Source organism: Brevundimonas diminuta, assembly GCF_039673845.1.
Classification (GTDB): Bacteria; Pseudomonadota; Alphaproteobacteria; order Caulobacterales; family Caulobacteraceae; genus Brevundimonas; species Brevundimonas diminuta_E.
Genome location: NZ_JBDJMK010000003.1, coordinates 63,714 through 85,055, shown reverse-complemented (window position 1 = coordinate 85,055; position 21,342 = coordinate 63,714). Strand labels below are relative to the sequence as shown.

The window sequence follows — 21,342 nt, the reverse complement described above, 5'->3', positions numbered from 1 at the left end:
ATGGCGCCTCGGCTCAACGCGCGGACGGCGGATTCTCGCCCAGAGCCTCCATCCGGTCCTCGGCCGGGTCGTCCAGAAGGCCCGGTTCGGGCGCGACGATGGTCTCGGCCGTGGCGGCGGCGCGGCGCACCTTCAGCACGGCGCCGACCGCAAAGACGGCCACGGCGATCCAGATGAAGACGAAGGAGGCGATCCGCAGCGGTCCCAGAGCCTCGCCCTGAAGCGCGCCGATGATGAAGACGATGGTCGGGGCCAGGAACTGCAGGAAGCCCATGCTGGACAGCGGCATCCGCCGCGCCGCCCAGGCGAACAGGGCCAGCGGAATGACCGTGGCCGGTCCGGCGAACAGCAGCCAGGCGGTGGCGGCGGGCGAGGCGGTGAAATGCCCCTGCCCCGTGGTTTCGATGTGGATCAGCCAGATCAGCCCCGGCAGGGCCAGCAGCAGGCACTCCAGAAACAGGCCCGTCTGGGCATCGACCGAGACGCGCTTTCTGATGATGCCATAGGCCGCGAACGTCAGCGCCAGAATGATCGACACCCAGGGCGCATGGCCCAGGGCGATGGTCTGCAACAGCACGCCGATGGCGGCCAGCACCATGGCGATCTTGCCCGCCCAGTCGATCTTCTCGCGGAACAGCCAGGCCCCCGCCGCCATGTTCAGCAGCGGATTGAGATAATAGCCCAGCGAGGCGTCCAGCGTGCGCCCGTCGTTCACCGCCACGATATAGGTGGTCCAGTTTCCGGCGATCAGAATGGCCGACAGGGCCAGCCAGCCCAGCACCTTGGGCTGGCGCAGCACGGCCATGACCTGCGGCCACTGGCGCGACAGCACGACCAGCAGGGCGGCCCAAACCAGACCCCAGACGGCGCGGTGGCCCATGATCTCCCAGGCGTTCGCGCCCTGATGACCCATCTGCTGAAAGACCAGCGGCACGAAGCCCCAGATCAGGTAGCAGACGATCCCGGCGGCCAGCGCAGCGCGGGCGTCAGAAGCGGGAGAGGCGGCGGCGGGAGCAGGGGAGGCGCTCACTCTGTTACCTTTCGATCCCCGCCGCATCGCCGACACGGCGGGGGTTCAACACGAATGACGCCCTCAAGCAGCCTCGCGCCGCGCGCGAGGCGTCAGGGGCCCCTTCTTACACAGTCAAAGTGCGGTAGCCGCTCTTGGGCGAGATGACGCCGGTTTCGTCCAGAAGCTGGGCGATCTGCACGGCGTTCAGGGCCGCGCCCTTGCGCAGGTTGTCCGACACGACCCAGAAGCTGAGGCCGTGCTCGACGGTCGGATCCTTGCGGATGCGCGACACATAGACGGCGTGTTCGCCCGCGGCGTCGACCGGGGTGATGTAGCCGTCGTGTTCCTGCTTATCGATGACCTGAACGCCCGGCGCCTCACGCAGGATTTCGCGGGCCTCGTCCGGGGCGATCGGGCGATCAAACTCGACCGTCACGGCTTCGGAGTGGCCGACGAAGACCGGCACGCGCACGCAGGTGACGGTCAGCTTGATCGACGGGTCGATCATCTTGTGCGTCTCGTCCCACATCTTGGCTTCTTCGTCGGTGTAGCCGTCCTCGTTGAAGGCGCCGATGTAGGGAATGACGTTGAAGGCGATCTGCTTGGGGAACTTCTTCGGCGTGGCGTCGCCCAGGCCGTAGATGGCCTTGGTCTGGTTCCACAGCTCGTCCATGCCTTCCTTCCCGGCGCCCGAGACGGACTGATAGGTCGAGACGACGACGCGCTTGATCTTGGCCGCGTCATGCAGCGGCTTCAGCGCCACCACCAGTTGGGCGGTCGAACAGTTGGGGTTGGCGACGATGTTCTTCTTTGTCGCCAGCTTGGCCGCGTCCGGGTTCACCTCGGGCACGATCAGCGGCACGTCCGGATCCATGCGGAAGGCCGAGGAGTTGTCGATGACGATGGGACCGGCCTTGCCGATCTTTTCGGACCATTCGCGCGACACGCCGCCGCCGGCGCTCATCAGCACCAGATCGACGCTGGAGAAATCGAACTGTTCGATGTCCTCGCACTTGATCGTGGTGTCGCCGAACGAGACTTCGACGCCTTTGGATTTTCGGGAAGCGATCGCGTGCATTTTCTCGACGGGGAAGTTCACTTCCTCGAGAATGGCCAGAATTTCCCGGCCGACATTGCCGGTGGCGCCTACGATGGCGACGCGATAGCCCATGACGAAATCATCCTTTGTTCGGGGGCGTTTGCGAGAAACGCTTCTGCATTTGGGTCCTTCGCAGCTGCGAAGCAACCAGAATCCTCCAATTCGGCGCCGGAATCCGCGAACGCCTTCCCCCGGCCCCATCCGGGGGCTATCTGCAGGGCATGACCTCCCGCATCCGCAACGCCTACGATATCCGCGTGGAAGAAGGCGTGATCACGCCCGAACCGGCCCAAGCCGCCCTGATCGGCGCGCTGGAACGGCTTGAGACCGATCTGGCGAAAAAGGGCCTGTTCGGCGCCCAGCCCACCGTGCGCGGCATCTATATCTGGGGCCCGCCCGGACGCGGCAAGTCCATGCTGATGGACCTCTTCTATTCCTCGACGCCCGAGCAGAAGAAGACCCGCGCCCACTTCCACGCCTTCATGGCGCGCATCCATGATCTGGTGAAACAGTGGCGCGAAGGCACGTCGCGCAGCCGCAAGGAGGTCTTCGGCACGCACAAGGGCGACGACCCCATTCCGCCGATCGCCGCCCTGATCGCCTCAGAAGCGCGCCTGCTGTGCTTCGACGAACTGCAGGTGACGGACATCGCCGACGCCATGATCCTGGGGCGACTGTTCGAGGCCCTGTTCGAGAAGAAGGTGGTGATGGCCGTCACCTCGAACCGCGCGCCCGAAGACCTCTATAAGAACGGCATCAACCGCCAGCTCTTCCTGCCCTTCATCGACATCCTGCGCCAGCGCTGCGACGTGGTCGAAACGGCGGGCGCCCGCGACTTCCGCCTGGACCGTATGAGCGGGGCCAAGGTCTGGTTCTCGCCGCTGGACGCCGAGGCGCGTCAGGGGTTCGAGACCCTGTGGTCCGACCTGAAGGGCGGCGAGCCTGAAAGCCCCATCGTCCTGCCCGTTCTGGGCCGCGAGGTGAGGCTGGAGCGCACGGTCGGCGGCATGGCCCGCGCCGCCTTCGACGAATTGTGCGGCCGCCCGCTGGGGCCGCAGGACTATCTGGCCATCGCCCGGCGCTTCCACACCCTGTTCCTGTCGGACGTGCCCCTGCTCAGCCCCGCCAACCACCACGAGGCGCGCCGTCTGGTGACGCTGGTGGATGCGCTTTACGAGGCCAAGACCCGTCTAGTGGTCCTGGCCGAGGCTGCACCCGAGGCGCTCTACACGGAAGGCGTAGGCGCCTTCGAGTTCGAACGGACAGTGTCGCGCTTCAACGAAATGCAGAGCGAAGACTGGCTGGAACAGCGCGAAGAGGCTGAGGCGGCGTAGGCCATAGCTGGACCGCGCCGCGCCGGGCTGGCAGGGTCCGGCCGATGTCAGATGCTTCGCTGTTTCCGCCGACCGCTCCGCCCGCGCGCCCTGTTTCGCCGGGCCTTTATCTGGTGGCGACGCCGATCGGGAACCTGCGCGACATGACGCTGAGGGCGCTGGACGTGCTGGCCGCCGCCGATCTGGTTCTGGCCGAGGACACGCGCGTCACGGCCAAGCTGCTGACCGCTTATGGGCTGAAGGCGAAGCTGGAGCGTTGCGACGATCACGCCTCGAGCCGCGCGGCCGAAATCGCTGTCGAACGACTGAAGGCGGGCGAGGTGGTGGCGCTGGTGTCGGATGCGGGAACGCCTCTGGTGTCCGACCCCGGCTATGTGGTGGCGCGGGCGGCGGTGGCCGAGGGCCTGCCCGTCCATCCCGTGCCGGGACCGTCCAGCCTGCTGGCGGCCCTGTGTATCGCTGGCCTGCCTGCCGACCGGGTGCTGTTCGCAGGCTTTCTGCCGCCCAAGTCGAGCGCGCGGCGCACGGCGTTGGAAGACCTTCGGACCGGCCGTCAGACGCTTGTTTTCTTCGAGAGCGGACCGCGTCTGCGCGACAGTCTGAGCGACATGGCCGAGGTGCTGGGCCCGCGCCCCGCCGCCGTCGCCCGCGAACTGACCAAGCTTTATGAGGAATGCGTGCGCGGAACGCTGGCGGAACTGGCCGCCGATCCGCGCCTTGACGCGCCCAAGGGCGAGATCGTCGTGGTGGTCGGTCCCGGCGAGGCCGAGATCGCCAGCGCCGATGACGCTGACGCCGCCCTGTCCGAGGCCCTGACCCGCCTGCCGCCCGGCGAGGCGGCGGCGGAGGTGTCCAGGGCGCTGAACCTGCCGCGCAAGCCGCTGTACAAGCGCGCGCTGGAGCTGAAGGCGCGGTGACGCCCGGCCCGCGCCCGCATCCGCCGTCTCGCCCGAAGGCGGCCTGGCGGCAGGCGTTGGGACGCAGGGCAAGCCGTCAGGGCCACGACGCCGAATGGTTCGCCGCCCTGTGGCTGATGCTGAAGGGCTATCAGGTGCTGGCTTTCCGGCTGAAGGGCCGGGGCGGCGAGATCGACATTCTGGCCCGGCGCGGGCGGGTTCTGGCGGCCGTGGAGGTCAAGCGCCGGGCGACGCTGGATCAGGCGGTTCTGGCCCTGAAACCTGATCAGCATGAGCGTTTGCTGCATGCGCTGGAGGCGACGGCGCGCGGGCGCCCGGCTCTCGCCGTTCTGGAGCCGCGGATCGACATTGTGGCGCTGGCCCCCGGCCGCTTTCCGCGTCATGTTCGCGGGGTGATCGCCAGGGGAGCGGATCGGCGTTGACGCGCGATGAAGCCGAAACAGTGCTGGAACGGGCGGGAAAGGGGTCGGACGACACCTTCCCCCTGCTGGAGTGCGCCATCGCCTGCGCCCTGCACGATCGGCCCATGCGCGAAGCGGGCGCCGTGCGCATTCTGGCGGACCATGCGGCCCAGCGCCTGAAGGAACGGGCGGCCAGCGAAAGCCCGGACGACGCCCTGACCGAGGCCCTGGCCGGCGACCTGCGCCTGAACGGCGACCTGCTGGATCATGACCTGCCCGCCAATACCGATGTAGTCGATGTCGCCGAGCGGCGGCGCGGCCTGTCGGCGGTTCTGGTCATCTTTTATCTGGATGCGGCGCGCCGGGCGGGGCTGACGGCGGCGGCGGTGGACTTTCCCGGCCACGTCCTGTTGCGGGTGGAGACGCCCGAGGGACCGGTGGCGCTGGACCCTTTCAGTCAGGGGCGGCTGGTGCTGCCTTCGGAACTGACGCGGCGCGCGCTGCTGGCTGGACTGACGCCGCACGTGGCGGACCGGCTGGACCTGCTGATGGCGCCGGTCAGCGAGCGTCAGGCCCTGATCCGCTTGCAGAACATACAATTCAATCGCGCTTTACAGGTGGGAGACTATGGCGGCGCCGAGCGCTCGGCCCTGCGCCGCGCCCTGTTGGATCCCGAAGATCACCGCCCCTGGCTGGACGTGGCCTCTGCGCGCGAAAAACAGGGCGCCCTGACCGGCGCCATGCAGGCTCTGTCACGCGCCCGCCGCATGAGCGAGGCGTGCGGTCTGTGCGACATCCGCCTCGACAGGGTCCGCCTGCAATTGAACTAGAACCTTGGCGGCCCCGGGGTCTGTGTTTCAGGTCCAAAAAAAGGGCCGCACCCGAAGATGCGGCCCTTCTCATCTTGGTCCGGCCGCGGTCAGAAGGCTTGGCCTTCTCGACCCGATGCGGCCTGATCGGCGCTCAAGCAGCGAGCCGTCGCGCGGCTCGCGTTAGCGCCCGCTGGCCTTAGGCCAGCGAGGAGTCGATATCCTTACAGGCCTGGATCAGGCCCTGGACCGAGGCGACCGACTTGGCGAACATCGCCTTTTCGTCGTCGTTGGTGGTGAACTCGATGACCTTTTCGACGCCAGCGGCGCCGATCAGGGCCGGAACGCCGACGTAGAGGTCCGACAGGCCGTATTCACCCGACAGCCACACGGCGCACGGCAGGACGCGCTTCTGGTCCAGCAGGTAGGACTTGGCCATGGCGATGGCGCTTTCGGCTGGGGCGTAGAAGGCCGAGCCGGTCTTCAGCAGAGCCACGATCTCGCCGCCGCCCTTGCGGGTGCGATCGACGATGGCGTCCAGATCAGCCTGCGACAGGAAGCCTGCGGCGACCGCGTCCGGCAGCGGCAGGCCGCCGACGGTCGAGTGGCGCACCATCGGCACCATGTCGTCGCCGTGACCGCCCAGGGTCCAGGCGTGGATGTCCTGCACCGACACGCCGGTCTTTTCAGCCAGGAAGTAGGCGAAGCGGGCCGAGTCCAGCACGCCGGCCATGCCGATGACCTTCTCCTTGGGCAGACCCGAGAACTTCTGCAGGGCCCAGACCATGGCGTCGAGCGGGTTGGTGATGCAGATGACGAAGGCGTTGGGGGCGTGCTGCTTGATGCCCTCGCCGACGGCCTTCATGACTTTGAGGTTGATGCCGATCAGGTCGTCGCGGCTCATGCCCGGCTTGCGCGGCACGCCGGCGGTGACGATGCAGACGTCGGCGCCCGCGATGTCGGCGTAGTCGTTGGCGCCCTTCAGGGCCACGTCCTGACCGAAGACGGCCGAGGCTTCGGCGATGTCGAGAGCTTTACCTTGCGGCGTGCCTTCGGCGATGTCGAACAGGATGACGTCGCCCAGCGCTTCGCGCGCGGCCACGTGGGCCAGGGTTCCGCCGATCATTCCGGCGCCGATAAGGGCGATCTTCGCGCGAGCCATTCAGGTCTCTCCAGTCGATATTGCGTGTGCGAAACGGTAGTCGCTGGAACGGCGGTCTAGACCTGTCGGCGGGTCGCGGCAAGCGTTCCGCGATACGGCTTTCGTCGTTGCGCCCCCCGCTGGCGACTGTCACGGTTCGCCATGACCTCGCACCCGCACCTACAGGCTGACTTCCGCGCCGACCCCGCCTTTGAGGCGGCCTCCGTCTTCGCCGCCGACTGGCCCCTGTGCCAGGTCCGCTTTCAGGACGACGCCCGTTTTCCCTGGCTGATCCTGCTGCCCCGCGTGGCCGGGGCGGTCGAGCTGGAAGACCTTTCGCCCGCCCAGCGCGCCCTGCTGAGCGAAGAAATCGTGCGGGCCGGGGCCCTGGTGCGCGAACTGGGCGCCCTGCGCGATCAGCCGGCGGACAAGCTGAACGTGGCCGCCCTGGGCAATGTGACCGCCCAGCTTCACATTCATGTGGTCGGGCGCCGTCGCGACGATCCTTTGTGGCCCGATCCGGTATGGGGGCGTCCCGGGGCGGTTCCGTGCGCATCACAGGCGCGCGAAACGGCGCTGTCGCATATCGCGGCCTTTTGATCCCCGTTCGCAGGTAGAACTTGACAGGAATCGGCCCCCTTCGTTGACACCCCCCCTTCTGCGTCACTAAAGCCTGTTGCACTGCAATCCGGCCCTGAATTTCCACGGGTTTTTTGAGAATCATTCGCATGTCGAACACCCCCCCGGCTGCGGGCGAAACTGGCGACCGGACGGGCCGCTACGTCCGTCACCCCAATGGGCACGTCGCACCGATGTCGCCCTTCACCGATATCTGGCGCTGGCACATGACCATGGTCGCGTCGATCCTGTTCCGCGTCACCATCGGCGCGGCCAGCGTGGGCACCGTCCTGCTGCTGGGCTGGGTCGCCGCCGTGGCCTCGGGTCCGGACGCCTTCGCCTCGGTCGCCGCCTTCTCGGGCTCGCCGTTCGGCCTGTTCATCTGGTTCGGCCTGACGTGGGTGCTGTTCTCCTTCCTGCTGAACGGCGCGCGCCACCTGATCAACGACGCGGGCAAGGGGCTGGATATCAAGTCCGCCAACCTGATGGCCCAGATCGCCGTCTGGGGTCCGATCGTGCTGGCCGTCCTGTTCTGGGTCGTGCTGTTCGCTGCCGGGAGGGTTTCGCTGTGAGCGCCGCGCCCAAGTTCAAGAACAATGTGAAAATCTCCGAGCGTCACGGCGCCGGGGAATGGAAAATCGAAAAGCTGGCCCTGCTGGCCCTGATGCCGCTGGGCCTGTGGGTCCTGTCGACCGGCTTCACCCTGGCTGGCGCCGACTACGGCGTGATCCTCGCCTGGTTCGGCAGCACGCTGAACGCCGGGCTTCTGGCCGTGACGGCGGTGGTCTTCTGCCTGTTCGCCAGCCTGGCCTGGAAGGTGATCCTTGAGGACTATGTCCCCGGTGCCTCCCGCCCGGCCCTGACCCTGGTGTCGAACCTGGTCTTCCTCGTGCTGGCGGCCGCCAGCGTCTTCTTCATCGTGCGTCTGGCGCTGGGCTCGGCCCCGCTGCCGGCCGGAGTCTGATCCCGCCATGGCTGCATACGAGCTTATCGATCACGAATACGACGTCGTCGTCGTCGGCGCCGGGGGCTCCGGCCTGCGCGCCGCCCTCGGCGCCGCCCAGCAGGGCCTGAAGGTCGCCTGCGTCACCAAGGTCTTCCCGACCCGCTCGCACACGGTTGCTGCTCAAGGCGGCATCTCCGCCTCGCTGGGCAACATGGGCGAGGACAGCTGGCAGTGGCACATGTACGACACCGTCAAGGGGTCGGACTGGCTGGGCGACCAGGACGCCATCGAATACCTGGTCCGCAACGCGCCGCAGGCCGTCTATGAGCTGGAACACTGGGGCGTGCCCTTCAGCCGCACCGACGAAGGCAAGATCTATCAGCGCGCCTTCGGCGGCATGACCCGCAACTTCGGCGAAGGCCCGGTGCAGCGCACCTGCGCCGCCGCCGACCGCACCGGCCACGCCATCCTGCACACCCTGTACGGCCAGTCGGTCCGTCGCGAGGTGAAGTTCTTCATCGAATATTTCGCGCTGGACCTGATCATGCAGGCCCAATCTGATGGAACTCAGGCCTGCACCGGCGTCACCGCACTTCAGCTCGACACCGGCCAGCTGCACCAGTTCCGCGCCAAGATGGTGGTGCTGGCGACCGGCGGTTACGGCCGCGCCTACTTCTCGGCCACCTCGGCCCACACCTGCACCGGCGACGGCAACGCCATGGTGCTGCGCGCCGGCCTGCCGCTGCAGGACATGGAGTTCGTGCAGTTCCACCCGACCGGCATCTACGGCGCGGGCTGTCTGATCACCGAGGGCGCCCGCGGCGAAGGCGGCTATCTGACCAACTCCGAAGGCGAGCGCTTCATGGAGCGCTATGCGCCGACCGTGAAGGATCTGGCCCCGCGCGACATGGTTTCGCGCTCCATGACCATCGAAATCCGCGAAGGCCGCGGCGTGGGTCCGAACAAGGACCATATCTTCCTGCACCTGGATCACCTCGATCCGGCCGTGCTGCACGCGCGCCTGCCGGGCATCTCGGAATCGGCCAAGATCTTCGCCGGCGTGGATGTGACCAAGGAGCCGATCCCGGTCATTCCGACCGTCCACTACAACATGGGCGGCATCCCGACGAACTATCATGGCGAGGTGCTGACGCTGCGCGACGGCAACCCCGACAGCGTGGTGCCGGGCCTGATGGCCGTGGGCGAGGCGGGCTGCGTCTCGGTGCACGGCGCCAACCGTCTGGGCTCCAACTCCCTGACCGACCTGGTGGTGTTCGGCCGCGCCGTCGGCCTGCGCTGCGGCGAGGTCGTGGACAAGAACTCGGCCGTGCCTTCGGCCTCCAAGGCCCAGACCGACGCCCACATCGCGCGCCTGGACCGCTTCCGCAACGCCTCGGGCTCGACCCCCACGTCGCACCTGCGTCTGGACATGCAGCGCGCCATGCAGGCCGACGCCGCCGTGTTCCGCACCGGCAAGACCCTTGAAGAAGGCGTGCAGAAGCTGCGCTCGATCGAGGCCGCCGGCGCCGACATCAAGACCACGGATCGCGGCCTGATCTGGAACACCGACCTGGTCGAGACGCTGGAATACGACAACCTGATCTCGCAGGCGCTGGTGACCATCGAAGGCGCGCTGAACCGCACGGAATCGCGCGGCGCCCACGCCCGCGAGGACTTCCCCGACCGCGACGACGAAAACTGGATGAAGCACACCCTGGCGTGGAAGCGTCCGGGCGAGGGCGTCCAGATCGATTATCGCCCGGTTCACAAATACACGATGACCGACGAGGTCTCCTACATCGAGCCCCGGGCTCGGGTGTACTAAGGAGGATTGCAGATGGTTCAGCTCAACCTCCCGCGCGGCTCCAAGCCGACCAACGGCAAGGTGCACAAGGCCCCGGCCGGCGCGCAGAACGTCAAGACCTACAAGGTCTATCGTTATGACCCCGAAGTGGATTCCGATCCGCGCTGGGACGTCTATGAAGTCTCGTCCGACGACCACGGCCCCATGCTTCTGGACGCCCTGATCCACATCAAGAACGAGATCGACCCGACCCTGTCGTTCCGCCGCTCGTGTCGCGAAGGCATCTGCGGGTCGTGCTCGATGAACATCGACGGCCGCAACGCCCTGGCCTGCACCAAGGGCTGGTCCGAGTGCTCGTCGCACAACATCACCATCGCCCCCCTGCCGCACCAGCCGGTGGTCAAGGACCTGGTGACGGACCTGTCGCTGTTCTACGCCCAGTACGACTCCATCCAGCCCTACCTCCAGTCCGACCTGCCGGACCCGGAGAAGGAGCGCCTGCAGTCGCCGGAAGACCGCGAAAAGCTGGACGGCCTGTATGAGTGCATCCTGTGCGCCTGCTGCTCGACCTCGTGCCCGAGCTACTGGTGGAACCAGGAAGAATACCTCGGCCCGGCGGCCCTGCTGCAGTCCTATCGCTGGATCGCCGACAGCCGCGACGACGCCACTCAAAAGCGCCTCGACGACCTTGAAGACCCCTTCAAGCTGTATCGCTGCCACACGATCATGAACTGCGCCCAGGTCTGCCCCAAGGGGCTGAACCCGGCCAAGGCGATCGCCGAAACCAAGAAGCTGATGGTCGCGCCGTCTCGCAAGAAGACGGCCGCCTGACGAACCGACCTGAGGCCGTTTCTTCCATGACCGACATCCTGCTCTTCTCTTACGGGACCTTGCAGGACCCTGCGGTGCAGAAGGCCAATTTCGGCCGACTGCTGGAAGGAACGGCCGATCGGCTGATGGGCTTCGTCCTGTCCGAGGTCGAGATCACCGATCCCGAGGTGATCGCCCAAAGCGGCCTGAGCCGCCACCCGATCCTTCAGCGCAGCGGCGATGCGGCCGATACGGTCGACGGCGCCGCCTTTCACATCACCGCAGACGAACTGCGCGCCGCCGACGCCTATGAGAGCGCAGACTATCAACGGGTCCTGGCGCCGATGGCCTCGGGCCGTGAAGCCTGGGTCTATATTGCGGCCTGACCTACGCCGCGTCTCCAACCTGTGCTAGCAGCCCCGACATGGCCAAGATCACCTACATCGAACATGACGGGACCGCGCACACGGTCGAGGTCAAAACCGGTCTCAGCGTCATGGAAGGCGCGATCCGCAACAATGTGCCGGGCATCGACGCCGACTGCGGCGGCGCCTGCGCCTGCGCCACCTGCCACGTCTATGTGGACGAGGACTTCGCCGCCGAGACGGGCCGTCCCTCGGCCATGGAGGAGTCCATGCTGGACTTCGCCGAGAACGTCGAGCCGAACAGCCGCCTGTCATGCCAGATCCGCGTCAGCGATGACCTAGACGGCCTGATCGTGCGCCTGCCTGAAAGCCAGCACTGAGATGATCGACGCCCGGCTGCTGGACGCGGTCGGGTCGCTGGTCGCGCGCCATGCCCGGCCGGGCCATACCCCCCTGATCGGCATCGCCGGCGCGCAGGGGTCGGGCAAGACCACGCTGGCCCGCGCGGCCGCCGCACGGCTGGGCGCTGCGCATCTTTCGCTGGACGACGTCTATCTGACCCGGGCCGAGCGGCAGGTTATGGCCCGCAAAACCCACTCCCTGTTCGCCGTGCGCGGCCCGCCGGGGACGCATGATCTGGCCCTGCTTGAGCAGACGATCGCCGCCCTGCGCGCCGCCGGGGCGGACAGCCGCTCGCCGCTGCCCGCCTTCGACAAACTGGCCGACGACCGCGCGCCCGAGGCGGACTGGCCCGTGTTCACGGGCCGCCCTTCGGCGGTGCTGATCGACGGCTGGTGTCTGGGCGCGACGCCACAGGCAGAGGCTGAACTCGTCGCGCCGATCAATGCTCTGGAGGCCAGGCAGGACGGGGACGGCCTGTGGCGAGGCGCCGCCAACGCCGCCCTGAACGGCCCCTATGCCGAAGTTTTCGCCCGTTTCGACGCCATCCTCTTCCTGAAGGCGCCGTCGTTCGACGCCGTGCTGGACTGGCGCTGCGAACAGGAGGCGGGGCTGATGGGCCTGCCGCCCGCCGACCTGCCCGCCGCCAGACGCGCCGAACTGGCCGTCTTCATCCAGCATTTCGAGCGGATCACCCGCCACATGCTCACGGGCGGCGTGAAGGCGGACCTCACCATAATGCTGGACGATCAACGTCGCCCCTTCTCCCCTTGAGGGAGAAGGTGGGCGCCGGAGGCGCTCGGATGAGGGGTGTCGGCGTCTAGGCGAGCCGTTGAAACCCGGCAGAAGATCAGGCCTCCATGCTGGGGCGCTCACCCCCCTCATCCGGCCCTGACGGGCCACCTTCTCCCACAAGGGGAGAAGGAAGCGGTCAATCCGCAGGCATGCGGCCGTAGTTGACGGCGATGCGGCCGATCAGCCCCTTGACGATCAGGTCGACCGGCGAGCCTTCACGATAGTCGCCCGCCGCCACGAAGTTCACCCGATCCTCCGAGATCAGACGATGGATCTTGTCCTGATCGCGCGGGGTGCTGTCGGGGTCATAGACGGCGATGGAGAAGCCGCCCTTGGTGTGCATCATCTTCATGGTCGGCACATCGGTGTCGCCGTCGCCCAGGAAGATCATCCGGTCAAACGGGATGGGGCGCTCTTCGTCCGGGATGAAGCGGTTGATGCGCTCGTCCTCCCAGTGGTTGTGCACGCCCTTGTTGATCCGGAACAGATACTGGGTCTTGGTCGTGTAGTTGACGCCCACGGCGGGCCAGACCGCGACATCATCGTCGTCATAGGCGTATTTCGAGGCGAAGACGTGGGTGAAGGCCCCGGCGATGGGGCAGCCCTCGATCATCTCCTCCAGCCCGGCCGAGATGATGTAGTGCTCGATCTCCAGTCCGAACTGGGCGCCGAAAGCGTTCATCCGGTCGAACCATGAACGGTCACGCAGACCTTCGAACAGGGCCACGTCGCGGCCGTGGTCGCGCAGCGTCTGGCGCGTGACCGGCGCCCCCTGTTCGCGCGCGGCCAGCAGCATCATCTGCATATACATCAGGATGCCGTCGCCATCGGCGGCGATTGTCCGTGGACGGACGGCCTCGTTCCAGAACTGCGCCGGCGTCATTCCGATCGACGGAATGAAGCTGACTTCCTGCATGTTGCCGCGCGCAAGCGTGCCGTCGAAATCATAGATGACGGCGGTCTTGAGCAGAGGGCGGGGGGCGTCGGCCATGGAGCGTCCTGAAAGGCTGGAACCGCCTTCTAGCACGACCTAAGCGTCGGGATCAGCCCAGCAGCAGTTCCGGCGCGGCGGTCGGCGCCTCGGCCTCGATCGGCAGGTGCAGGATGAAGGCTGCGCCCTTGCCGGGCTCGGACTGAACCTCGGCCCAGCCGCCATGCAGTTCGACCAGCGCCTTGACCAGCGCCAGCGCCACGCCCGGCCCGCCGCGCTCGCGCCGCACGAAGCGATCGAAGACGTGGGCCTGCAGGTGATAGGGGATGCCCCGGCCGGTGTCCTCAACGCGGATGCGCACCTCGCCCGGCCCGGTCTCGGCGGTCAGGCTGACGGCGCCGCCTTCTGACACGGCGCGGCAGGCGTTCTCCAACAGGTGATCGACCGCCTGGGCGATGCGGCGGGCGTCGGCGCGGATCGGCTTCAAACCCGCCGGGCAGGCCAGATGCAGGGTGGCGCCGCGCCCCTCGACCTTGGCCCTGATCTTTTCCGCCGCCTCGTCCAGCAGGTCGCAGACCCGCACGTCGCCCAGCGACAGCTCCATCTCGCCCGCGTCGATCTGGGCCATGTCCAGCACGTCGTCGATGGAGCGGGCCAGATGGCTGGCCGCCACGCGGATGGCGCCCGCGTGCTGGCGGCTGCGCTCGGGCAGATCGCCCATCGCCTCCAGCAGTTCCGAATAGCCGACGATGGTCGTCAACGGCGTGCGCAGTTCATAGGAGACGCTGCCGACGAACTCGCGCTTCAGGGCCTGGCTCTCGGCCAGGGCGGCCTCCTTGGCGGCCAGGGCCTGTTCCAGTTCGCGGCGGGCCGTCACGTCGAAGAAGGCGACCAGGGTGGCGCCGTCGGGCAGGGGGCGCGTCTGCCAGGCGGCGATGCGGCCGTCCTCGGTGCGGCCCTCGCCGGAGATGGCCACGCGGCTTTCGGGATCGGGGTCGGCCACCCGCGCCTTCAGCCCCAGCCACAGGGCGGCGTCGGGCAGGACCGGGCGGCACAGGGCGGCCACGGCGTCGAAATCGCCCGCCTCCATCAGCCGCTCGCCAGCGACGTTCCAGAAGCTTTCAAAAGCCTCATTGTGCAGCCGCAGCCGTCCGTCCGAGCCGAACACGGCCACGGCGTCGTTCAGCTTGTCCAGCGTCGCGCGCTGGACCTGAATCTGGGCGTTGTAGCGGCTGCGCAGCTGCAGTTCGCCGGTGATGTCCGAGAAGATCAGCAGGATGCCGCCCAGCGGGTGCGGCTGGCGCACCACCCGCAGCGTCCGCCCGTCAGGCAGGGACCAGCTGTCGTCCGGCGAGGCCTGGGCGGCGCCGTAGAAGTCCAGCTCCTCGGCCTTCCACGCCGCATAGTCGACGACCTCGGGCAGGAGGCGCTTCTGGCGCAGCCGGTCCAGCAATTCGGCGTGGGTCGGGCGCTCGTCCAGCCAGGCCGGGTCGACCCCGAACAGCGACTGGAAGGCGGTGTTGTGGAAGGCCAGCCGCTTGGACGGGCCGAAGATGGCCACGGCGTCGGCCAGATGGTTCAGCGTCTCGTCATGGGCCTCGACGTGACGGCGCAGGGTGTCGCGCGTCTCTTCGGCCTCGGTCATTTCGATGGCGAAGGCGATGACGGCGCCGCGCCCGCCCGCCAGCGGCTCGGCCAGAATTTTCCACGCGCGGCGCCGCCCGCCCGCCGTGGTCCACCGGAAGCCTTCCTGACGCGCGTTCAGGCGCAGGGCCTCAGCCACCACGGCGTCGGCGCCCCGGTCGAAGCTGAGGGCCTTGCCTCGCGCCTCGTCCAGCGTCTCGGCGCCGGTTTCCAGCAGCCAGGCGCTGTTGGCCCAGATCAGGCGCCCTGCGCCATCGACCACCCATGTCGGAGCCGGGGACTGTTCCGCCAGGGCGCCGGGCCCGGCCTCGCCGCCCTTGTCCGGCCCGCCCAGACGCGACAGTCGCAGCCATGCGCCGCCGCCATGCGGACGCCCCTCGACGGCCCAGGCGCCGTCGGCCGTCTCCAGCAGGGTCTCGAACGCCTCGCCCGCGTCGAGCAGGGCCTCCATGCGCCCGGTGTGCGACTGGTTCAGCACCGCCAGAACGGCCGCGGCGGCGTCATCCGCATTCCCGTCCGGCGACAGGGCGGCCAGCATGTCCGGCGCGCCGAACACCGCCTCGATCCCGCCGTCGGCAGTCAGCGCCAGCCGCACGTCGTCAAAGGCCATCAGGGCCGTGGCGCCGGCCTCGGCCTGCGTCAGGACGTAGTTCAGGCGATCCGTCGCTTCAGTCTCACGCGCGACCAGGCGGGCGCGCAGACGCCAGGCCCAGACGCTGACCGCCAGCGCCAGTCCCGCCGCGCCCGCTGTGGCCGCAAAGGCGATGTCGGCCGCGAGATCCGCCTCGGCCATGCCTTCCCCAGAAGTTCTGATCCATGTCCGGCCGCCTGTCTGAGGCAGGCCGATTCGGCGTTTACCATACTCTGATTGGGCGAATTGCGATGCGGCTCATCTACGCGCGGCCATACCGCCGATTGCGACCGGGCGCCGGGCAGGCGATACCGGCGCCATGAGCATGACCTGGACCGACCAGACCGCCCCCTCGCTGGACGACTTCGCCCGTCTGGCGGAAGAGGCCTTCGCCGCCCTGCCCGAGCTGTTCCGTCAGGCGGCGGGGGATGTCGTCATCCGCATCGACGACTTCGCCGATGAAGAAACCCTGCGCGATCTGGAAATCGAAGACCCGTTCGAGCTGACCGGCCTCTATTCCGGCGTTCATATCGGCGAGCGGGACGGCATGGGTCCTGCGCCGGAACCGTCACGCGTCTTCCTCTACCGCCGCCCCATTCTGGACGAGTGGTGCGAGCGCGGCGATGTCGGTCTGGCCGAGATCATCGCCCATGTGCTGATCCATGAGATCGGCCATCATCTGGGGCTGGACGACGACCAGATCCACGCCATCGAGGACGATGATGACTGAGCCCCTGCTGCGGATCGAAAACGCCAGCGTCGTGCGCGGCGACCGGCGCATTCTGGATGATGTCAGCCTGGCCATCGCGGCGGGCGAACACACGGCGATCCTGGGCCGCAACGGCTCGGGCAAGTCGACGCTGGTCAAGCTGATCCTGCATCAGCTCTATCCGGTGCATGGCGCGCGGGTCGAGGTGTTCGGCCAGAGCCCGTGGGACGTCTTTTCCCTGCGCCGCCGCCTCGGCTTCGTCTCGCCCGCCGCCCAGTCGGACCTGACCGGCGAGGATGCGCTGGAGGTGATGGACGCGGTCGTTTCGGGCTTCTTCGCCTCACGCGGGATCTGGCGGCGCGAAACCGTCCAGCCCGCCATGCGCGACGCCGCTGCCGAGGCCCTGCATCGCATGGGGGTCGAGCATCTGGTCGGCCGGTCGATGGCCACCCTGTCCTCGGGCGAGGCGCGCAGGGTGCTGATCGCCCGCGCCCTGGCCCACCGGCCGGACGCCATCCTGCTGGACGAGCCGTGCGGCGGGCTGGACCCGGCGACGCGCCGTCTGTTCCTCGACAGCCTTCGCCCGCTGGCGCAGGGCGGAGCCACCCTGATCCTTGTGACCCATCACATCGAGGAAATCCTGCCCGAGATCGGCCGCGTCATCATGATGAAGGACGGCCGCGTCGCCCGCGACGGCGCCAAGGCGGACATGCTGACCGACGACGCCCTGACCGATCTGTTCGGCCTGCCCATCCGCGTGGATGAGGGGCGCGACGGCTGGCGCAGCGCCCGGCTGGATTAGAGGCGTGTCGCCTCGAAGGTGATGACCTCGTCATCGCGGCGCGGCGGGCGTCCGTGTTCATAACCGCCTGAAACGGTGATGTCGGCGAAACCGGCCGCCGTCAGGGCCAGCCGCATCTCCTCCACGCCCCACCAACGCAGGGCGAACAGCTCCAACTCCGACGCCGTCAGTCGACCGTCCGTCCACTGATCATAGCGCAGATGCGACACGACGCTCTGGTTCAGCAGGTCGGAATCGACCCGTTCTTCGGTCAGGGTCAGCACCTCGCCGTCCGCGTCGGTCCAGCGTCGGGTCGGCCCGGGCGGCGCCAGAACGGCGCTGACCGGATCAAGGTCGAGGATCAGACGCCCGCCCGGCGCCAGATGATCGTGAAGGCGCCGCAGCACGGCCAGACCCTCCTGCGCCGTGGCGATCAGCTGGAACGATCCGGCGGGCACGATGGCGGCGGCGAACCGCGTCGCATAGGCGAAGTCGTCAAAACGCGCGACGGACAGATCCGCCGTCAGGTCGCGCCGGGCGCACGCCGCCCGGCACAGGTCCAGCATGGCTTCGGAGGCGTCGAAGCCGACGACCTCAAACCCGGCCTCCAGCAGAGGAACCAGCACGCGGCCGGAGCCGACGGCGGGCTCCAGCACGGGACCGTCGCATCCTTTCAGCCGCGCGGCGTAGAACTCCACATCGCCGAAAGAGCGCCCGACCGGCTTGTCCAGTTCATAGACCCGCGCGGCCAGACCGGCGTAGCGATTACTCAGCGCGTCCGTCATCGGCCTTCAGTCCGCGATCCGCTCCAGCTTGGCGGCGAAGAAGCCGTCCAGACCACCCCGTTCCGCCCATTGCGAGGGCAGGATGCGAAGCCAGCCTTCAGGCGTCAGGGCCTCGTCCGGCGCGCCGACTTCGGCGGGAAAAGCCGCGACGGTGCGGAAGGCCGGGTTGCGGCGCAGGAAGGCGATCACCTGCGTCTCACCCTCTTCGCGCTCCAGCGAGCAGACGCAATAGACCAGACGACCGCCCGGCTTCACCTTTTCGGCGGCGGCGTCCAGCAGGCGGTGCTGGACGTCGGCCAGTTTGGCCACATCGGCGGGGCGGGTGGCGCGCAAGACTTCGGGGTTTCGGCGATAGGTGCCGGTGGCCGTGCAGGGCGCATCCAGCAGGACGGCGTCGAAGGTGCGGTCATCTTCCCAGTCTTCGGCCGGAATGGCGACGACCTCAGCCTTGAGGGCCATGCGCTCGAAATTCTGGCGCAGGCGCTTCAGACGCGCCTCCGAACGGTCCAGCGCGACAACTTCGGCTCCGGCGGCGGCCAGTTGCAGCGTCTTGCCGCCCGGCGCGGCGCACAGGTCCAGCGCCGTCTCGCCTGCCTTCACCGCCAGCAGGCGGGCGGGGACGGCGGCGGCTGCGTCCTGCACCCACCAGTCGCCGGTCTCGAAGCCGGGCCATGCGGCGACGTCGCCGCGCTTGCCGGTGCGGATCGTGCCGCCGGGCAGGGCCTCGCCCTCGACCGCCGCCGCCAGTTCGGCCGGGTCGACGCCGGGCTTGGCCGTCAGGTCGGTGGCGGGTTCCTCGCGCGTGGCCAGGGCCAGACCGATCAGGGCCGCTTCGCCATAGGTCGCCTTCCAGCGCTGGGCCAGCCAGTCGGGCAGGTTGGATTCAGCGGTCGTCAGGCCGGGGCCGTCGCGGCCGACGCCGCGCAGAACGGCGTTGACCAGATTCTTGTAGGGGCGGGTCTTGGGATCGCGCTCGGCCAGTTTGACCGCTGTCGACACCGCCGCGAAGGCGGGCGTATCCAGCACCAGCGTCTGGGCCAGCGCGACGCGCAGTATGGTCAGCACCGCCAGCGGCGGGGCCTTCTGCAGGCGGCGATCGAGGATCTGATCGATCTCGCCCAGACGTCGCAGGGCCGCCATGGCCACAGCGCGGGCGAAGGCCCGGTCCTGCGGCGGCAGATCGCGCGCGGGCGACTGCGACAGGGCCTCGTCCAGACCGGTGCGCTTTTCCAGCGCGGCGTTCAGCAGGACGCCGGCGACCAGACGCGCCTCAACGCCGATGTCGGCGTGGGGATCGTTCGCGTCCGGATGCTGCGCCGGTTCGCGACGCGGGCCGCGCGCCTTTTCGGCGATGCGACGGCCGCGCGCGGCGGAGCTTTTGCCCTTGGGCGCGCCCCCGCTCACACCGACACCTGGGTGCCGAGTTCGACCACGCGGCCGGGCGGAATGCGGAAGAAGTCGGTCGGGTTGGCGGCGTTACGCATCAGGAAGATAAACAGCTTGTCCTGCCAAAGAGGCATGCCCTGGCGGGCGGTGGGAACGACGGAGCGGCGCCCCAGGAAGAAGCTGGTCGACATGATGTCGAACTTCAGCCCCTGCTTGCGGCACAGGCCGAGCGCACGCGGCACGTTCGGCGTCTCCATATAGCCGAAGGTCAGGGTCAGGCGCTTGAAATCGTCGCTGATCGGCTCGACCGCCACCCTTTGCAGATCCGGCACGCGCGGCCGGTCGGACGTATGCACGGTCAGGATGATGTTCTTCTCGTGCAGCACCTTGTTGTGCTTGAGGTTGTGCATCAGGGCCACCGGCGCGACATCGGCGTCCGAAGTCAGGAAGATGGCCGTGCCCGGCGCCCGGTGCGGCGGACGGGCGCGCAGCATCTCGATCAGATCGGTCAGCGGCAGGCTGTCCTTGCGCGTCTTGTCGGTCAGTATCTGCGTGCCGCGCACCCAGGTCCACATCAGCATGACCAGACCGCCGCCTAGCACCAGCGGCATCCACGCCCCGGCCGGGATCTTCAGCAGGTTCGAGGTCAGGAAGACCGCGTCGATGAAGCCGAACGGCACCAGCGTCAGCAGCACGGCCCACATCGGCCACTTCCACTTGTGCCGGACCACGGTGAAGGACATCAGGGTGTTGACCATCATGGTGCCGGTCACCGCCACCCCATAGGCCGCCGTCAGATTGTGCGACGACTGGAAGGTGACGAGCACGAACAGCACCCCGACCATCAGCAAGCTGTTGATCGCGGGCACGAAGATCTGGCCCGCCTGCGTCTCTGAGGTGTTGCGGATGTCCAGACGCGGCAAGAGGCCCAGCTGAACCGCCTGTTGCGTCACCGAGAAGGCGCCGGTGATGACCGCTTGACTGGCGATCACCGTGGCCGCGGTCGCCAGCAGCAGCATGGGCCAGTAGACCAGCTGCGGCACCATGTTCCAGAAGGGGTTGTTGGCCGCGCCGGGGTGCGACAGCAGGAAGGCGCCCTGCCCCAGATAGTTCAGCGTCAGACAGGGCAGGACGATGAACAGCCAGCCGCGACGGATCGGCGACTTGCCGAAATGGCCCATGTCCGCATACAGCGCCTCGGCGCCGGTGACAGCCAGGAAGACGCTGCCTAGAATGACGAAGCCCAGGAAGCCGTCGGCGATCAGCAGCTTGATGCCGTAATAGGGCGACAGGGCCTTCAGGATCGACAGGTCGTCGAAGATGTGCGCCACGCCCATCAGGCCCAGCGACAGGAACCAGATCAGGGTGACGGGGCCGAAGAATTTGGCCAGCCCGGCCGTGCCGCGCGACTGGACCATGAACAGGGCGATCAGAATGCCCGCCGCCAGCGGCACGATGAAGGGATCGAGGCGTCCGTTCAGACCCGGCGCCTCCTGCAGGCCCTCTATGGCCGACAGCACGGAGATGGCAGGCGTGATGACGCCGTCGCTGTAGAACAGGGCCGCGCCGCAGACGCCCAGAACGAACAGCCAGGCGCTGCGCCGTCCGATGGCATGCTGGGCCAGCGCCATCAGCGACAGGGTGCCGCCCTCGCCCTTGTTGTCGGCGCGCATCAGGAACATGACGTATTTGAACGTCACCACCACCATCAGCGCCCAGAAGGCCAGAGACACCACGCCGATGACGGCCAGATCGCCCTCGACGCCCTTCTGGGCGTGGCCGATGGCTTCGCGCAGGGCGTAGATGGGGCTAGTGCCGATGTCGCCGAACACGACGCCGATGGCGCCCAGGATCAGGGCGCGCCCGCCGGTCTTGCCGGATTTACGGCCCTGACCGTCGCCTGCGTCTCCGGGAGGCGGAGTCTTGGCGTTCGCGGGTTCGGAAGCAGAAGCGGGCGACGTGGGAGCGTCCCCGCGGGGCGTATCCCCGACCATGCATATCCTCCGGGTCGCGCGACGACGCGCC

General features: G+C 68.0%; 22 protein-coding genes. 14 read left to right on the top strand and 8 right to left on the bottom strand.

Annotated features, from left to right (window positions below; genetic code table 11):
• Positions 1-13: 13 nt before the first annotated feature.
• Complete coding sequence (rarD, locus tag ABE454_RS03900) at positions 14-1,030, bottom strand: EamA family transporter RarD (protein WP_346529283.1); 1,017 nt, start codon at positions 1,028-1,030, stop codon at positions 14-16.
• A gap of 106 nt (positions 1,031-1,136) precedes the next feature.
• Positions 1,137-2,183 (bottom strand): aspartate-semialdehyde dehydrogenase, encoded by a 1,047-nt coding sequence (locus tag ABE454_RS03895; protein WP_346529281.1) that lies wholly within the window; start codon positions 2,181-2,183, stop codon positions 1,137-1,139.
• Between the two features lie 149 nt (positions 2,184-2,332).
• On the opposite strand from ABE454_RS03895, the gene zapE reads away from it, so the two are divergent.
• From zapE to ABE454_RS03875, 4 genes are read left to right on the top strand one after another with little or no spacing between them, the layout of a single operon-like run.
• A complete protein-coding gene (gene zapE, locus ABE454_RS03890) occupies positions 2,333-3,445 on the top strand; it encodes a cell division protein ZapE (protein WP_346529280.1) in 1,113 nt (370 codons plus the stop codon).
• Positions 3,446-3,489: 44 nt separating this feature from the next.
• Complete coding sequence (rsmI, locus tag ABE454_RS03885; protein ID WP_346529277.1) at positions 3,490-4,362, top strand: 16S rRNA (cytidine(1402)-2'-O)-methyltransferase; 873 nt, start codon at positions 3,490-3,492, stop codon at positions 4,360-4,362.
• Complete coding sequence (locus tag ABE454_RS03880; RefSeq protein ID WP_346529275.1) at positions 4,359-4,784, top strand: YraN family protein; 426 nt, start codon at positions 4,359-4,361, stop codon at positions 4,782-4,784. The genes rsmI and ABE454_RS03880 overlap by 4 nt, the downstream gene beginning before the upstream one ends.
• Positions 4,781-5,593, top strand: coding sequence for a transglutaminase family protein (locus ABE454_RS03875; RefSeq protein ID WP_346529273.1), 813 nt, complete (start codon positions 4,781-4,783; stop codon positions 5,591-5,593). The genes ABE454_RS03880 and ABE454_RS03875 overlap by 4 nt, the downstream gene beginning before the upstream one ends.
• Positions 5,594-5,771: 178 nt before the next feature.
• Here ABE454_RS03875 and mdh read toward each other — a convergent pair whose 3' ends face one another.
• A complete protein-coding gene (mdh, locus tag ABE454_RS03870) occupies positions 5,772-6,734 on the bottom strand; it encodes a malate dehydrogenase (protein WP_346529272.1) in 963 nt (320 codons plus the stop codon).
• 141 nt (positions 6,735-6,875) lie between these two features.
• Between mdh and ABE454_RS03865 the strand changes: the two genes are divergently transcribed.
• From ABE454_RS03865 to ABE454_RS03830, 8 genes are all read left to right on the top strand, one after another.
• Entirely contained in the window at positions 6,876-7,313 is a 438-nt protein-coding gene (locus ABE454_RS03865) for an HIT domain-containing protein (RefSeq protein WP_346529270.1), read from the top strand.
• A 128-nt stretch (positions 7,314-7,441) separates the two neighbouring features.
• Complete coding sequence (gene sdhC, locus ABE454_RS03860) at positions 7,442-7,903, top strand: succinate dehydrogenase, cytochrome b556 subunit (protein ID WP_346529268.1); 462 nt, start codon at positions 7,442-7,444, stop codon at positions 7,901-7,903.
• Complete coding sequence (locus ABE454_RS03855; protein WP_346529266.1) at positions 7,900-8,295, top strand: succinate dehydrogenase, hydrophobic membrane anchor protein; 396 nt, start codon at positions 7,900-7,902, stop codon at positions 8,293-8,295. Before sdhC ends, ABE454_RS03855 begins: the two co-directional genes overlap by 4 nt.
• Before the next feature lie 7 nt (positions 8,296-8,302).
• Positions 8,303-10,102: a succinate dehydrogenase flavoprotein subunit gene (gene sdhA / locus ABE454_RS03850; RefSeq protein WP_346529264.1), complete on the top strand. Its 1,800-nt coding sequence runs from the start codon at positions 8,303-8,305 to the stop codon at positions 10,100-10,102.
• Between the two features lie 12 nt (positions 10,103-10,114).
• On the top strand, positions 10,115-10,912 hold the full coding sequence (locus ABE454_RS03845) for a succinate dehydrogenase iron-sulfur subunit (RefSeq protein ID WP_346529263.1): 798 nt from the start codon (positions 10,115-10,117) through the stop codon (positions 10,910-10,912).
• 26 nt (positions 10,913-10,938) lie between these two features.
• Positions 10,939-11,277: a gamma-glutamylcyclotransferase family protein gene (locus ABE454_RS03840; protein WP_346529261.1), complete on the top strand. Its 339-nt coding sequence runs from the start codon at positions 10,939-10,941 to the stop codon at positions 11,275-11,277.
• Positions 11,278-11,315: 38 nt separating this feature from the next.
• Positions 11,316-11,636: a 2Fe-2S iron-sulfur cluster-binding protein gene (locus ABE454_RS03835; protein ID WP_346529258.1), complete on the top strand. Its 321-nt coding sequence runs from the start codon at positions 11,316-11,318 to the stop codon at positions 11,634-11,636.
• Between the two features lies 1 nt (position 11,637).
• Entirely contained in the window at positions 11,638-12,429 is a 792-nt protein-coding gene (locus ABE454_RS03830; RefSeq protein WP_346529256.1) for a kinase, read from the top strand.
• A 157-nt stretch (positions 12,430-12,586) separates the two neighbouring features.
• On the opposite strand, the gene ABE454_RS03825 is transcribed toward ABE454_RS03830, so the two are convergent.
• Together ABE454_RS03825 and ABE454_RS03820 are read right to left on the bottom strand one after the other, a co-directional pair.
• Positions 12,587-13,441, bottom strand: coding sequence for an HAD family hydrolase (locus ABE454_RS03825; RefSeq protein ID WP_346529254.1), 855 nt, complete (start codon positions 13,439-13,441; stop codon positions 12,587-12,589).
• 52 nt (positions 13,442-13,493) lie between these two features.
• Positions 13,494-15,818 (bottom strand): ATP-binding protein, encoded by a 2,325-nt coding sequence (locus ABE454_RS03820; protein WP_346529251.1) that lies wholly within the window; start codon positions 15,816-15,818, stop codon positions 13,494-13,496.
• A 163-nt stretch (positions 15,819-15,981) separates the two neighbouring features.
• On the opposite strand from ABE454_RS03820, the gene ABE454_RS03815 reads away from it, so the two are divergent.
• Positions 15,982-16,386, top strand: a complete 405-nt coding sequence (locus tag ABE454_RS03815) for a metallopeptidase family protein (RefSeq protein ID WP_346529704.1) — start codon at positions 15,982-15,984, stop codon at positions 16,384-16,386.
• On the top strand, positions 16,379-17,167 hold the full coding sequence (locus tag ABE454_RS03810; protein ID WP_346529249.1) for an ABC transporter ATP-binding protein: 789 nt from the start codon (positions 16,379-16,381) through the stop codon (positions 17,165-17,167). Before ABE454_RS03815 ends, ABE454_RS03810 begins: the two co-directional genes overlap by 8 nt.
• Here ABE454_RS03810 and ABE454_RS03805 read toward each other — a convergent pair.
• Genes ABE454_RS03805 through ABE454_RS03795 form a run of 3 tightly spaced genes read right to left on the bottom strand, consistent with a single transcriptional unit; the run spans position 17,164 to position 21,311 of the window.
• Positions 17,164-17,931, bottom strand: a complete 768-nt coding sequence (locus ABE454_RS03805; RefSeq protein WP_346529248.1) for a class I SAM-dependent methyltransferase — start codon at positions 17,929-17,931, stop codon at positions 17,164-17,166. The two genes, ABE454_RS03810 and ABE454_RS03805, sit on opposite strands and share 4 nt — an antisense overlap.
• Before the next feature lie 6 nt (positions 17,932-17,937).
• On the bottom strand, positions 17,938-19,335 hold the full coding sequence (locus ABE454_RS03800; RefSeq protein ID WP_346529245.1) for an RsmB/NOP family class I SAM-dependent RNA methyltransferase: 1,398 nt from the start codon (positions 19,333-19,335) through the stop codon (positions 17,938-17,940).
• The gene (locus ABE454_RS03795; RefSeq protein WP_346529242.1) at positions 19,332-21,311 is read right to left on the bottom strand and encodes a potassium transporter Kup; all 1,980 of its coding nucleotides are present in this window, start codon (positions 21,309-21,311) and stop codon (positions 19,332-19,334) included. The genes ABE454_RS03800 and ABE454_RS03795 overlap by 4 nt, the downstream gene beginning before the upstream one ends.
• Positions 21,312-21,342: the final 31 nt, after the last annotated feature.